The organism is Paenarthrobacter sp. 10L412 (assembly GCF_056395565.1).
Genome location: NZ_JBFTJT010000006.1, coordinates 341,586 through 355,464, shown reverse-complemented (window position 1 = coordinate 355,464; position 13,879 = coordinate 341,586). Strand labels below are relative to the sequence as shown.

Sequence of the window (13,879 nt, the reverse complement as noted above, 5' to 3'; positions counted from 1 at the left end):
GCCACATGGCTGAAGAGACTCCAACCACCACAGCGCCGCTGAAGCGAAAGCGGTTGCGAAGGCGTAGAGGTCGTGGTCCGGTCGTTGTCGTTGGCTACGCGCTAAACGTAGGGCTGACTGGCATAGCAACAATAGTTGCAATCCCGATGATGATGTCTGTCGGAGGCGTCATGTCTTGGGCCTCTGCAGCCGTTGGCCAATCAATCGGAGTGATGGCAACAATCATAATAGGCTACGGTTGGGCTTTGTCAGGACCCGCAATAATTGCTCGGGCGTCGCCGCAGGAGTACGTTACTATTGTTGCTGAATCATGGCGGACTCGGCTAGTTATCCTTGGTCCAACGTTAGTTCTTGCATGCTTGGGCTGCTATTTTCTAGTACCAAATGGTGCAAATCAGTATTCAATACTGGGCATCATATCAACCGGATTATTAGGCCTGCGGCTTAATTGGTTTCTGATCGGAAAGAGGAAACCGTTCATATTGCTATACTGGGAAACTTTTCCGCGGATTATTGGACTAATCCTGGGGGTTTTCCTAATGTTTGAGTTCAACAATATGGCGATGGCTCTGATCGGGCAAATATGCGGCGCCGTGGGGGGTGTTATCCTATGTTCGTTGTGGATCCGAAAATATATCGAACCATATTCGGATCTTGAACATCCACCTGTGAAGAGCATTAAGCATAACTTGCTCACTCACCGGTTTGGTATGGCCGCCGCGACAGTTTCAGCCATTTATAGTAGCGGCCCGCTTCTTATGCTTGGATATACTGCGCCTATAGCGGTGGGACCCTATGCCGTTATGGACCGCCTTACCAAGCAGCTTTTTACGGCCGCATCTCCCCTAATTGACGCGCTTCGGGGTTGGGTGCCACACAGAGATCTCTCCGTTCTTCGCAGCCGGGCACGTGCCACTGTAGTCGGCTCGTTGTTTACATCCGCAGTCATCGGGGCAGCCCTGGCGATATGGGTTTCGCCTTTAGTCAATTGGTTAAGTGCGGGACAAGTAAATCCAGATCGTTGGGCTGCCATCCTGTTTGGCCTAACTTTTGCCATGTCAATATTCTCTTCGGTCGTTGGCCAGGTCGTTTTGGTGTCCCTCGATATGACAAGGAAGCTCTTCCATAACGGACTGATTGGCTCAGTCATCGGCCTGCTACTTGTGATCCCAATGAGTCTCTCACTGGGCATGCATGGCGTGTTTTTGGCACTTTGTTGTGGTCATGCCGTAGTAATTACATCTAATACATTTGCCATTAGAGGATCATCCCCGGAGGCTACCTGATAATGAAAAAACCAATTGATCAGTCGCCTATTCACAAGAATGTGCCACGCGCAGATCAATCAATCCGCGTTCCTAATAGTGAATTTGTCGACGGGGTGCCCGTAATTGCGTTGGCGCAAGCGCCAGGTGAACGGATGACTTGGGATAAACCCGCCGTCTTCATGTATCTGTGGGCTATTGCCGAACGTCTCTTTGTTACAAACTCGTGGCAGCCCAGTTCGAAGCTTCGTACGTCAGTACTCCGGGCCTTCGGAGCCGAGATTGGAGATGGTGTGGTGTTTCGCCCAAGAACACGTGTTGCCTTTCCTTGGAAACTGAAAGTTGGGCATGATGCCTGGATCGGAGAAGGCGTTTGGATTCACAATCAAGACTTGATTTGCATTGGTGAAAATGCCGTGATATCGCAGGATTGTTTTCTGACAACCGGCAGTCATGCGCACCGTAAGGACATGGCTTTGATTACAAGACCGATCGAAGTTGCCGCTGGAGCATGGGTAACGTCCAGATGTGTTGTTCTCGGCGGAAGCCGAATAGGGATATCCGCCGTCATTGGACCGAGTTCAGTTGTGAAAGGTGATATCCCGTCCAACACCATTTGGGCAGGCAATCCCTTGACACTACAGGGATCGAGGTTCGAAAACAGTGGCCTTGGTGGAAAGTAAGTTATGAGGATTCTTCAAGTGGTCACACTGTTGACCCCCGATAACGCTTACGGTGGACCACTGCGTGTGGCATTGAATCATGTGCGCGAACTGAGGGCGGCCGGCCACATAGTTGATTTTGTAGCGGGAGCGTCGGGTTTCGACGACCTTCCCGACAGCGTTGACGGAGTTCAAATCAGGCTATTCCGTGTCAGGCGGGTAGTTCCTGGTACTGGCTTTGCCGGACTGATGTCGCCGTCCATGTTGCGACATCTGATGAGCCGTATCCGCTCCTATGACGTAGTCCACGTTCATTTGGCCAGGGATCTTGTGACGCTGCCAGCAGCAGTATTGGCTCTACTGACCCGTGTTCCATATGTCGTGCAAACCCATGGGATGATCGACGAGTCCAACCGGCGTTTGGCTCGTCTACTGGACCTCTCGCTGTCTAGTGCAGTTGTCGTAGGGGCCTGCAGCGTGCTGTATCTGACGTCCAGAGAGCAGGCATCACTTTCTAGATTATTTAAAATACCTGCCGAAAAATTAACTCGATTGCCGAACGGCGTGCCGATTCCAACGGACGTCAATCGTGAACTCGATCTCGTCGATGTTCTTTACCTTGCCCGTTTGCATCCTCGCAAGAGGCCTTTGGAGTTTTTGAAGGCAGCACGAGAACTCGGGAATGTGGAAAATAAGGTCCACTTCTCCTTGGTGGGTCCAGACGAGGGCGAAGGCGGGGCCGTCCAAGCTTTTATTGACTCGCTGCCAGCTGCGTCGAACGTGACTTGGGAAGGCGCGGTTGGGCCAGAAAAGACCTTGGACCGTATGAGGACGGCTGCAGTCTACGTACTTCCGTCAGTGGATGAGCCGTTTCCTATGTCTGTACTTGAAGCAATGGCACTAGGTCTACCTGTCATTATCACCCAGTCGAACGGATTAGCTCCATATGTGAAGGAGTACGGAGCTGGAATCGTTATTGCCGAGAATGAGGGGGCATTGGTCGAGCCCTTAAAGATGCTTATTGACGATCCTAAACTGCGGGCGAGATTAGGCATTCAAGCCCGACGTTTGGTGCAAGATAAGTTTTCAATATCTGCCGTGTATCAGCAGCTCATGGCTATATATAGTAAAGCCTCAGTTAATGTAACGACAGTTGATAATGCAAAATATTAATCGCTGAAGGTGGCCATAATGGCAATCCGTTTCGTAGTACTTGCCCATGATGATGCTCCGATGCTCCGACTCTTGTGTCAAAAGCTTTCGCCCAATCCGGTGTGGGTCCATCTAGACAAGGCGGTGGATATGGAGTCTTACCTCAGGTCGGCTGATGGAACGATGCCAAAGAATGTCACCTTTGTAAGGGAGAGATATGACGTGCATTGGGGAGGCTATTCTGTGGTCGATGCAATGCGATCCTGCGGTACCGCTGCAATCAAGAGTGGGGACCCCGAAGATCACGTTGTATTCCTGTCTGGACACTGTTACCCCGTCCGTCAGGTTGAAGAGCTAGCCACATTTCTTGCATCAAGCCCGCGTCGACAGTTCGCGCGTGCATATCGACTTAAAAGTAAAGCCGGATGGCACACGGATCGCTATGAACTGCGGCATTGGTTCGATTTGAATTTTCCAATTCGCCTCCCTGCTTCAGTGAGGCGCCTACTCCGCTTCTTGGTGAAACAAGTGACGGGAATGGCACCTCGTCGACGTACGACTCTTGAGGTTGTGGCCGGTTCGCAATGGATGGCCCTAACAGTAGGATGTTTGGAAGAGGCATTGGCCTCGCTCGACTTACCTATATATGCCATATTTCGCAACTCTTTTGCCCCAGATGAAATGGCAATACAGTCGTTTATACATAATTCCCGCTGGGCCTCGGACACTCAAGCCGGTGGTCCCGAGTTGCTATTGGGCGATGACATTTCGGCTCTTCCCAACCTGCATTACTTAAGGCCTGCCATGTTTGGGGCTGCAACGGTTGAGGATCTCTGCGCAGCGCAAAAGAATGGCGCCTTCTTTATTCGCAAAGTTGATTCTAAGTCATCGCTGATTCAGCTCATTGATGCATATCAAGGTTCAGAGCAATCCGGCGCTACCGATGATTTCTCAAACAAATCGATTTGAGGTATCTTGGCCTACGCAATTCAACTTATTTTTGCTGTTCATTTGTAAATACTAAATACGAGTTGACGCCTAGTTGAAGTTCGCATTCTTTATCGACCCACTCCGGAATCGGCGTCACTCCTATTGGCTCACCAGCCGATTTGGGGCCGACTTCAATGGCACCATGAAAGCGCGGGCAACAGTCAAAAACCGCCCCGATGGTAGCTTGGACTCAACCAGCGAGGGGAGGAGCGCAGGGACGGCTCATTATACGTATCGAGCCATCCCCGCGACGAGCGGCTTATGCCTGGATTAGCTCCGCAAGTGTACTCGGCCTACTTCTTCGAATCAGTTCCAGTGACCCCAAAGGGTCATGAACGACGGCTGTTCTCCTCAGCCGTTACAATATCTGAGACAAGTACTTGATACCGCCGTTCTGGTGGCGAGCTCGCAAGCCAGCCCGGGAATGACGTAGGGGGATGCCACGTTGGATTTACGTGACTATGGTCGGATACTCCGCCGGAACTGGATACTGATCCTGGCACTTACGATGTCTGGGCTCTTAGTGGGCGGCGCGTCCGCCCTGTTGGTGAAGCCTACCTATACCTCGGAGGCCAAGCTCTTCGTCGCTATTCAGGGTTCCGGTAGCGTTTCTGAGTTGCAGCAGGGAAATACGTTTAGTCAAGCAAGGGTTCAATCATACGTAAAGACAGTAACGAGCCCCATCGTACTTCAACCAGCAATTGATGCCCTGGGGTTGGAGATCGATGCCAATGAATTAGCTGGACGCGTAAAGGCGAGTACCGAACTTAATACGGTGCTCATCAACGTCTCGGCGAGTGACGGCTCTCCAGTGCAGGCCGCCGCAATTGCCCAGGCGGTTGCCAACAGTCTTGTTCAGGCCGTAGACACGCTGGAACGCCCCAAGGCGGGGGGCACATCTCCCGTCAGCCTCTCTATAATTAGTCCCGCCGAGGCGCCCACGTCACCATCGGCGCCTAACACCAGGCTCAATATTCTCTTTGGTCTCATTGCTGGACTTGCCCTCGGAATAGGCGCCGCGATACTCCGTGGCACTCTCGACAGTCGTATACGAGGCGAGACCGATTTGCGACGAGTGTCCGACTCACCTCTACTTGGTGGCATCGCTTTTGATGCGGATGCAACACGGAAGCCGCTTTTGACTCAAACGCCTGCCCAAAGCCCTCGTGCAGAGTCCTTCCGTCAACTTCGAACGAATCTACAGTTCGCAAATGTTGCCGGCCGTGCGAAGACTGTTCTTGTCACGTCTTCACTTCCCTCGGAGGGAAAGAGCACCACAGCAACTAATCTTGCAATTGCGCTGGCCCAGGCTGGCCAAGCGGTTTGTTTGATTGACGCTGACCTCCGCCGTCCAACAGTGAATGAGTACCTCGGGCTAGATCGAAATGCCGGCCTGACGACTGCACTGATTGGTGAAGCTGACGTCAACGACTTGCTCCAGCCTTGGGGAGAGGACAATCTCTTTGTGCTTTCATCTGGCCAAATTCCCCCGAACCCGAGTGAACTTCTCGGATCCGAAGAGATGAAGGCTCTTGTTGTTAGGCTTGAACATGCGTTCGACACGGTTGTTATTGACGCTCCGCCACTTCTTCCGGTGACAGATGCCGCGGTCCTAGCTCAGCACGTCGGCGGTGTTGTTATGGTAGTTGCGGCGCAGCAGACGAAGTCACAAGACCTGCAAAAATCGCTAGTTGCCTTGGAACTTGTTCAGGCGAATTTGTTAGGGATTGTCCTAAACCGGCTACCTATTAAGGGTCCGGATGCATACGCCTACAGCTACTACAACCGTAAGGACGCCCAAGTGAGTTCAGCCGCCGGTAGTCGTAGCAATGCTGCTGATGCCAGTGGCCGCTTGAATGGCACTCAAGCAGGGGATGCTCCTCGCCCTGCGAAAGTGTTGCCTCGCTCGCGCTAGATTTGATTCCGGTAAGGTACTACATCATTCCGCCCCGAAAATTCTTTTATTGTACAACGCTGAGCACTCTCCCAGAGTACTTCGGCGAGGCTTGAGGAGTCGAATGCTTGACCGGAAGCAGGCGCGTTTGAGCGGACCTATAGTATTAACCTTTGGTGTGCTCGGACTTTGCTTTCTCTCACCAATGCTCTTATTTGCACTGACGGAATCTAGCAGCAGCCAAAGTGATGCGTCACTTTTTACGGCGATAATCGTCTTGGCCGGCTTCCGATTTGCGTGGATCCTAGGATCCTCTACACGGCGACTTTATGAGATGATTTTCTGGCTCTTTACGTACGTCTTCATGGGCGTTGCGCCCTTTGTGCAGTCACGAATGGATTTCTGGCCAGGAACAACCCCCGGAATAAGTGCTGATTACGTAGGAACGGCCGTACTTGTGGTCCTGGTGGGTTGCCTTGCGCTCATCGTAGGCAGCTGGCTAGCTGGGCGGAGGACTTTTAGCAACGATGGTGCCGAAGTTTTGATTTCTCCTCTTAGAGCCAATGCTCTGGCGGCTGTCGCCCTTTCGTTCTCTATCTTCTACATGAGCCGAATGGGATTGGCAACCTTTCTGGAAAGCAGGGTCGCCCTAGCGAAAGTTCGTGCATCGATCTGGCCGGAGGAGACGATGAATGCGGTGATCGTTGCCGGCACGAGTATGACGCTGCTGGTCGCGTTTCTCGCCCAGATGCAACTTCGGGCATCATACCGAAAGCAGGGATTGCCGGGACCTCGTTTCCTTCCACTCGTCTTGTTAGCTGCTCTACTTTATAGCGTTAACCCGATTAGCAGCCCTCGATATGTATTCGGGACCGTTATTCTTGCTGTGGTGGCATCGGTTGGCGCCTACGCAACCGTTTTTCGTTTCCGTCTTATGGCCTCTTCGGCGTTATTCGGCCTTGTAGTGCTTTTCCCTGCGCTGGATGCGTTCCGATATTCGACAGACAATGCTGTGCAGGCTGAGGACCCTTTGAAATCCATGACCGGGGGTGACTTCGATGCGTTCGCACAACTAGTCAACACACTTGAATTTGTGCAAGCCAATGGGGTCCCTTGGGGCAAGCAACTTCTAGGTGTTTTGTTCTTCTGGATTCCGAGATCTATTTGGCAAGACAAACCCATAGACACGGGGACGCTGCTAGCTAACTTTAAGGGGTACGGCTTCGGCAACTTGTCCGCGCCAATATGGTCTGAGTTGTTCATCAACGGCGGTTGGGTCGGGCTGGTTGTAGGGATGTTCTTTCTGGGATACCTTTTTCGGTCTTTTGACAAGAGGGCCGAACGTATCCTGTCGGTGTCTTCATCACCTCCCTTACTTGGATGCATACTCCCCTTCTATCTTCTAATTGTTCTTCGCGGGTCGTTATTGGCCGCCATGGCCTACTTGGCAGTTCTGTTGGTCTGTTCACTATTCGTGATGAAGCGCGCCAGACCGGGTGCTGGAATGATGGATGAAGGAATTTCATTGAAAACCAGCCGCTGATGCTTCTTGGGGAAGCTTTCCGCGGCGTCATTCAGGGGCACTGGTTGAAATGGATCTTAGACTACTGGAAAAGGGTGCCGCAGTTTCCGTGCCCCGCCCATGAGATTTGAGATCGTGTTGCATTCGATGTTGCTGAAGTGTTTTTGAACTATGGTTGGGAACTGACTTCATATTGATGTCGCCATTTACCAGTCGATGAAATCAGTTCACGAGTTCACTAGAGGTGGCATAGGCGGCCAACTCGTCCCTTCCGATAGCCGCGCCGATCTCTGAAATCGCCGCCATGTCTGCAACCACGATCGATTGCCCGTCCGGCGATGTGCCCACGCCGAGGTTGGGCAGGGTGAACATGACGGTGTCGCTCTCGCGGAGGTCCTTGAACTGGAACGCGAGGCTCCCGGCCGTGGCGGCGTCGAAGTCTTTGTCCACGCTCACGAACGGTGAAATGGCTCCCACCATGTTGTTGATCGTCACCGGGTTCAGCAGGGTGTCCTTGGAGATCGTCTTGCTGATGACCGCTTTGAGGAAGAGCTGCTGATTCTTGACACGGGTGTAATCGTTGTCAGGAAAAGACTTGCGCTCACGAACGAAGGCCAACGCCTCGGTTCCATTTAGGGTTTGCTTGCCGGCATTGAAAGTGTGACCCGGTAGCGTGCTGGGGGGAGAACAGGGTTTTTACGTTGACCTCAACGCCGCCAAGAGCGTCGATCAATCCCTTGAAACCTTCGAAGTCCACCATTGCCACGTGGTCGATGCGCTGCTGGAAAAGCGACTCAACAGTTTGGACTGTCAGGGCGACTCCGCCGTAGGCCATGGCTGCGTTGATCTTGGCCTCACACTTACCCGGGATGGTCACCCAGGTATCGCGCATGATGGAAATCGCGAACACGTTCTTTCGGTCGGCAGGAATATGGACCAGCATCAGCGTGTCCGTGCGTTGGTCAGTCGCTGCGGTGTTCGCCGTATCCAGGTCCCAGTCTGGGTTTTTGTCCTTGCCCATCACCAGGATATTCATCGCCCCGGTTGCGGTCTTCGGCGGGCGGGTGGACTCATCGGGGAATGCGGACTCGATCTTGGTGGTCCCAGCATTGAAGGTTTGGGCCAGGTTGAAAACATACGCGCCGCCAAGAAGGCCAGCCACTAGCACCGCCGCCGCGAAGCCGAGAAGAACATTCCGTACGGTCTTCCGGGGAGGCTTCCCGGCACGACGTGGTCGCTCTGTCGCAGTCGTTTCTTGGTCAGCGGGGAGCGTCATGTGTTCCTTGGATTGGATGGCAACTGATAGCTGGGGATCTTTTCCACGATAGACCACGGTCTATGCAAGGTCAGAAATCCTATTTTCCGCAACACGATCCGGTCTGAGTCCGCACTGTGTATCTGAACTACAAGTAGGCATTAGGGATCTGCGCCCGCGGGTTTTCGTGCCGTCGATTCGCTAGGACTCAAATGCCCGACTCAATTCCCCTGGTCACCATCGTCCTCGAGGCTCCCGGAGGTGTTGACCGGGAGTCTGTGATGTACCGGAGACTCATCGCTGCAAGGCTTCGGTATGAAGCGCAGTTCTCCATACTCCAGGTTGACGAACCGCTCACCACGGAGGAAATCACACGGCTTAGCGAAACCGTCGAAACCAAATACGTGGTGTTCATGAGGACGTCGCATCAGCTTGCCCCCACCTACATGACCACGATGCTGGAGTACTTACGTCCGCGGACGGTCTATCTGGCTGAGCCGGTCTTGTACACAGGCGTGATCGCCAAGAATGTGGCTGCGACCAAAATTGACGACGCTTATCGCTACGCCCGAGATACGGACGTATTCGGTGTTGTTTTCAACACCAGTCGGTTGAGGGATGCGTTGGAAGCAATTGGCGACGTCGACCGCTCAGCCCTGTATCTCAGTTACCGTCTGTACTGGTCTATCGGAACGGTAAAGCCTCTCACCACTGGCTTCTCAGTCGCATCTGACACCAAATCCGCCATTGGCCTGCAAATAGCGCAAGACGTCACTCGGCTGGTCCCACTGATCCCAGCGGCTTCGAAGGAAGTCCGTCTTCACCTGGTGCGGTACGTAGCGTTGTTCCTTCGCGGCATACGGGCTGGAAAGGTGACACAGGTTGGCTTGGCTAATCTCCGGGACGTCGTCCGGACGTATCGTCTCGTCGAGCTGCTTCGCTTCGTTGAACCGCTGCAGCCGGTGGAGGCGTCCTGGATTCGCTGGCTGTCTGACCCGGAGTCCGATACCCACCTCTACAAGCAGTTGAGCGACAGTGATTCATATCTGTCTTTCAGGGAAGGCCAGCCCACGGACGGGTCTCAGCCGCCCCTCTACGAATTAGGCTTCGGCCCGGACACTGTGGTCATCGAGAAGTCATATCGGCCGAGAGATCTACGGCCTGGTTATTCACGGGCTGCCAGTTACGACTTCTACAGCCGGCCTATTACTCCCTCCTCAACCATGATTTTCTTTGATAGGCCCCTACAGGCAGACGACAATGCTGAGCACCTCTATGAATATTTCATGGTGAACCACGAGGAGTTCACGGAGGCGTACTTTGCCTTGAACCCAAAATCGCCGGACTGGGAACGGCTGCAAGCAAAGGGCTTCAAACTGATCCCGATCTTCACCACCGAGTTCTACGAGAAGTTCCTCATCTCGGACCTGGTGGTTTCGTCCCAGATTTACAACATCAGATACCGAGGCAAGTCCTTCGCGAACTCCCGCTTTGTGTATCTGCAACACGGCATCCAGTTGAACGACATGACCGATTGGATCCTCTCCAAGTACTTCGATGTGTTCGTGGCCACCGGGCAACTCGAAGCCGACTATCTGGGCAAGCTTGCTCCCGTCGAAACCTTGAACTCCGGGCTGCCCCGCTTCGAGACCTTGACCAGAACGGCGCATGAGCCACAGCATTTGCTGTTCATGCCAACGTGGCGTTTCAACCTGCACCAAGTGTCCAGCGAACAGTTCGCCCAGTCGGAGTACTTCCGTGCAATCGACGCCGTCCTCGCGGATCCGGAGCTCCTGGCGTTCCTTGAAGAAACTGGCCGGACTCTCCACGTAAAACTCCATCCAAACGTGGAAAAGAGAGCCGGCCAATTCAGGTTCTCCAAGAACGTTGTCAGGACCGACTTGAGCTATCGCGAAGCCATTGCGTCGGCTGAGATGGTCTTCACGGACTACAGTTCGGCCGTGCTTGATGCCGCCTTCATCGGCACGCCAATTGCCTATTACCACTGGGACGCAGCGGACTTCTTCCATGAGCAACCCTACGAAGGCCGAGTGGACTACCGCGATGATGGCTTGGGCCCGGTCTTTGAGGAGCATGCAGACCTGATCAACCACATTGTCCAAGAGCAATACCTCCGGCCAAATGAAGTATTCAGTGCCCGCCGCGAACGCTTCTTCCAGGGAGTGGACCCCCAAAGAATCAATGCCAAAATCGTTGAGAGGATGCTGAGTCTCTAATGAGGAAGATCCGAGGCATTAAACGCACCATCACTGGTATCGCGGTAGATGCTGCCTACTCCCAGGCTGGCACAGGCTTCGCCCGCAAACTGATGGCATCCCCAGCCAACGCACCAGCACGGCGATTCATCAAGGCAAAGGGCTTGGAAGGCAGCATCCGCAGGTTGGCGTCCGAAAACCTGCCGCAAGGAACCTACTTTGCAAAACTGACTATTGCAAAGTGGCAAGTGCATAAGGGCAGGGGATTCAGGCTGCTCCAGGACGGCGAAGTGGTCTATGGGAACAAGATAGAACCCCCAGCTCGCGGCTTCCCGCTTGAATATCGCAACATCATCGTCACGTCGAAGGACCCGAAGCGGTTTACCTTGGACATTGACGCACCGTATGAGCTGAAGATTGGACGCGGTGCTTTCACTACTCCGCAGCAGTTGAAGTACGATCACCAGTACGGCGTGGAACAGCACGGGGACACCTACTATTCGCTGCGGGGAAATACCACTAATCCCAAAAAGCTCTTCATCACTTTCCCGGGCTTCGGGCCCTCAACTTCGCGGATCTCCTACGCTGTCAGTTACCTCAAGGCCATTACCGACGCCGACCTGAAGGACACTCTTATGGTGTGTTTTCAGGACCGCTACCTTGCCGCAGGCTCCTACATGATGGTGGACAACGCTGGCAGGCCTTTGTACCACCGGGTTTGGCAGGCCATCGAGGAACTGCGGACTCGCTTCGGTATCGACCCAGCACAAATGCTGTTCTTCGGAGCTTCCAAAGGCGGCAGCATAGCCATCCACTATGCAAAGGACTTCCCGGCCGCCCAGCTCCTGCTAGCCGTGCCGCAAATGAATTTGCCGTATTACTTCAACAAGCCGTTCTTTCGAGACAACCTGTTCCGCAACCGTGCACTCCACGACGTGCAGCAGCCCGAGGACAGCCTGCGCGAATACTTCGCCGAGGGACGAAGAGTCGACTACTTCTACACGAACTCCGATGAACTCAGCAACCACTCACTCATCGAGCTCGTCCAAGACGTTCCGAACCTCACGAAATACCGAATCAATGGTGTCCACTCTGACGTGGCACGGGCGGCTTTGCCAGCTATGTTAGGCATTATCCGCGGGTTCCTGGGCGGTCCGCAGCACCGGGAGATGGGTGCCGATGAAGTACGTTCTTTCCCCCAAGAGAACGGCATTCAAGTGCAGGTTCGGGTTGATTCTGCCGGCTCTAAGATTGCCCGCGCCAACTGGTTCGTTGAAGGTTGGCTGGGCCAGACCAGATTCCTGCAGTCGATGTCCGAACATTCCTACGACTTCCTGAAGTTCACTTCGGAAAAGCAACAGCTCTATCCGGCCTACGATCCGATCCAGCATCTCTCAGCGGTTGTAGCGATCGAAGCCAACGGGACTCAGTGGACTGGCACTCTGCCCGGTTCCTTGATGCAGGATTCGAAGCAGGAAAGGCAGCATTCAATGAGTGCAGCCACTCTAAGGCTCCATGCGAAGCATCCAGAGACGTATGTGGTCCTGGACGGTGACCATTTCGCCCGTTTTCGGTATCGCAGCTACGGCGCAGACATCGACGGCGACACGATGGAGGTCCACTTCGTGAGCGATGCCGAAATCGATGTGTCCGAGACCCTTGACCGTGGCGAGCATAAAGCTTCACATGTTGCCGTCGTGGAGCCTCTGGACGGCTGGGCCATGGCGGACCTGCTTGCCTTGAGATTAGTCATCGCCGCTAAAGCCGAACATCTGTTGATCGTGATTCATCGGTCGGACTCTCCTGACGAGGCGGGGGAGATCTTTGGAGCAGTGGACTGGAAGGCCTCCAGTGTTGTTGCCATGGTGGATGAGGCGTCAGCCTTGAATGAGGTGCCAGTACATGTCGGATAACGCCGCTGGGACCGGCTCCGGAAGACTGGGGCAAGCTCAAGTTATTCGCTCTTACGCGGACATCTCCACCATCACGGACAACGTTGTTCACTGGAATCAGTCATCCGAATCAGAGTTTCTCCGTTCCTCGGTGGAGTTTGCCGGAAAGGGAAATGTTCTGTTCGTGGAGGACGGCGTCAAGTTGCGAAATTCAAGGCTTCGGTTCCTAGGCGACGGCGCAGTCATTCACATACGCCGCTCAGAACGATACTTGCGGCTGATTGCCACCGTTTTTGAAGAATCAGTATTCTATCTCGGCCCGGATGCATCATTCACGGCCGAGGCTCATTTTCTGCCAACGGAACGTAAACACGTCATCATCGGGAGCGACGCCATGTTTGCATCGCGCGTTGTCCTCCGCACGGCAGATCCTCATCTCGTTTATTCCGCGCTGACCCACCAGCGAATCAATCCCAGCGCTTCGATTTGGGTTGGTGACCACGTGTGGCTCGGCGAGGACACCTTGCTGCTAAAAGGGGCAAAGGTAGGTTCGGGCAGCATCCTGGCGGCACGCGCTGTCGTAACCAAGGACGTCCCGTCCAACTCCACAGCAGCCGGTGTCCCCGCCCGCATCGTCGGCAACGGAATTTTCTGGACGCGTCCTTCCGTGCATGCCTACACGCTTGCACAGACTGAACGAAGCTCGGTTCACGCAAAGGACGATTTCATTTACACGAGTGACCAGAATGTTTTGGATGTGGCAGAACTGGAGGGCCAGTTGGACTTGGCGTCCTCGGGGCTTGAACGAGTAGCATGGTGCCACCGGCTGGATCAAATGACATCGAAGAACAGATTCTTCATCTGACCCGCACACTTATCCGGCCATTTCTCCCGGGATGGAAGGCTTAGCTCCCCAAGCCCTTGGCCGTGACATAGGCGGCCAAGTTGTCCTGTCCAATGGCCGTGGCAATCTCCGAAATGGCGGCATTGTCTGCCAACACGATCGACTGCCCGTCAGTGGACATCAAGCA

Annotated in this window: 11 protein-coding genes; 9 read left to right on the top strand and 2 right to left on the bottom strand. The window is 54.0% G+C overall.

Annotated elements, in window-relative coordinates:
* Window positions 1–5 precede the first annotated feature (5 nt).
* The 6 genes from AC1DD7_RS09665 to AC1DD7_RS09640 all read left to right on the top strand — a co-directional run bounded on the left by AC1DD7_RS09665 (window position 6) and on the right by AC1DD7_RS09640 (window position 7,506).
* Window positions 6–1,286: a polysaccharide biosynthesis protein gene (locus AC1DD7_RS09665; RefSeq protein ID WP_477514774.1), complete on the top strand. Its 1,281-nt coding sequence runs from the start codon at window positions 6–8 to the stop codon at window positions 1,284–1,286.
* A 2-nt stretch (window positions 1,287–1,288) separates the two neighbouring features.
* Complete coding sequence (locus tag AC1DD7_RS09660; RefSeq protein ID WP_477514773.1) at window positions 1,289–1,948, top strand: LbetaH domain-containing protein; 660 nt, start codon at window positions 1,289–1,291, stop codon at window positions 1,946–1,948.
* Window positions 1,949–1,966: 18 nt separating this feature from the next.
* The gene (locus tag AC1DD7_RS09655; protein ID WP_477514772.1) at window positions 1,967–3,100 is read left to right on the top strand and encodes a glycosyltransferase; all 1,134 of its coding nucleotides are present in this window, start codon (window positions 1,967–1,969) and stop codon (window positions 3,098–3,100) included.
* 18 nt (window positions 3,101–3,118) lie between these two features.
* Window positions 3,119–4,048, top strand: a complete 930-nt coding sequence (locus tag AC1DD7_RS09650; RefSeq protein WP_477514771.1) for a beta-1,6-N-acetylglucosaminyltransferase — start codon at window positions 3,119–3,121, stop codon at window positions 4,046–4,048.
* A 466-nt stretch (window positions 4,049–4,514) separates the two neighbouring features.
* A complete protein-coding gene (locus AC1DD7_RS09645) occupies window positions 4,515–5,984 on the top strand; it encodes a tyrosine-protein kinase domain-containing protein (RefSeq protein WP_477514770.1) in 1,470 nt (489 codons plus the stop codon).
* 103 nt (window positions 5,985–6,087) lie between these two features.
* Complete coding sequence (locus AC1DD7_RS09640; protein ID WP_477514769.1) at window positions 6,088–7,506, top strand: hypothetical protein; 1,419 nt, start codon at window positions 6,088–6,090, stop codon at window positions 7,504–7,506.
* A gap of 201 nt (window positions 7,507–7,707) precedes the next feature.
* Here the strand turns inward: AC1DD7_RS09640 and AC1DD7_RS09635 are convergent, their stop codons facing one another.
* Window positions 7,708–8,103, bottom strand: a complete 396-nt coding sequence (locus AC1DD7_RS09635) for an LCP family protein (RefSeq protein WP_477514768.1) — start codon at window positions 8,101–8,103, stop codon at window positions 7,708–7,710.
* Entirely contained in the window at window positions 8,087–8,761 is a 675-nt protein-coding gene (locus tag AC1DD7_RS09630) for an LCP family protein (protein WP_477514767.1), read from the bottom strand. Before AC1DD7_RS09630 ends, AC1DD7_RS09635 begins: the two co-directional genes overlap by 17 nt.
* Window positions 8,762–8,952: 191 nt before the next feature.
* Here AC1DD7_RS09630 and AC1DD7_RS09625 point away from each other — a divergent pair, with 191 nt between their 5' ends.
* From AC1DD7_RS09625 to AC1DD7_RS09615, 3 genes are read left to right on the top strand one after another with little or no spacing between them, the layout of a single operon-like run.
* On the top strand, window positions 8,953–10,977 hold the full coding sequence (locus AC1DD7_RS09625; RefSeq protein WP_477514766.1) for a CDP-glycerol glycerophosphotransferase family protein: 2,025 nt from the start codon (window positions 8,953–8,955) through the stop codon (window positions 10,975–10,977).
* Entirely contained in the window at window positions 10,977–12,869 is a 1,893-nt protein-coding gene (locus AC1DD7_RS09620) for a hypothetical protein (RefSeq protein WP_477514765.1), read from the top strand. Before AC1DD7_RS09625 ends, AC1DD7_RS09620 begins: the two co-directional genes overlap by 1 nt.
* Complete coding sequence (locus AC1DD7_RS09615) at window positions 12,859–13,713, top strand: acyltransferase (RefSeq protein ID WP_477514764.1); 855 nt, start codon at window positions 12,859–12,861, stop codon at window positions 13,711–13,713. The genes AC1DD7_RS09620 and AC1DD7_RS09615 overlap by 11 nt, the downstream gene beginning before the upstream one ends.
* Window positions 13,714–13,879 lie beyond the last annotated feature (166 nt).

Coding starts and splice junctions, on each gene's coding strand:
- AC1DD7_RS09660 (WP_477514773.1), top strand. CDS start 1,289: ATGAAAAAACCAATTGATCAGTCGCCTATTCACAAGAATGTGCCACGC.
- AC1DD7_RS09630 (WP_477514767.1), bottom strand. CDS start 8,761: ATGACGCTCCCCGCTGACCAAGAAACGACTGCGACAGAGCGACCACGT.
- AC1DD7_RS09640 (WP_477514769.1), top strand. CDS start 6,088: ATGCTTGACCGGAAGCAGGCGCGTTTGAGCGGACCTATAGTATTAACC.
- AC1DD7_RS09620 (WP_477514765.1), top strand. CDS start 10,977: ATGAGGAAGATCCGAGGCATTAAACGCACCATCACTGGTATCGCGGTA.
- AC1DD7_RS09625 (WP_477514766.1), top strand. CDS start 8,953: ATGCCCGACTCAATTCCCCTGGTCACCATCGTCCTCGAGGCTCCCGGA.
- AC1DD7_RS09650 (WP_477514771.1), top strand. CDS start 3,119: ATGGCAATCCGTTTCGTAGTACTTGCCCATGATGATGCTCCGATGCTC.
- AC1DD7_RS09665 (WP_477514774.1), top strand. CDS start 6: ATGGCTGAAGAGACTCCAACCACCACAGCGCCGCTGAAGCGAAAGCGG.
- AC1DD7_RS09615 (WP_477514764.1), top strand. CDS start 12,859: ATGTCGGATAACGCCGCTGGGACCGGCTCCGGAAGACTGGGGCAAGCT.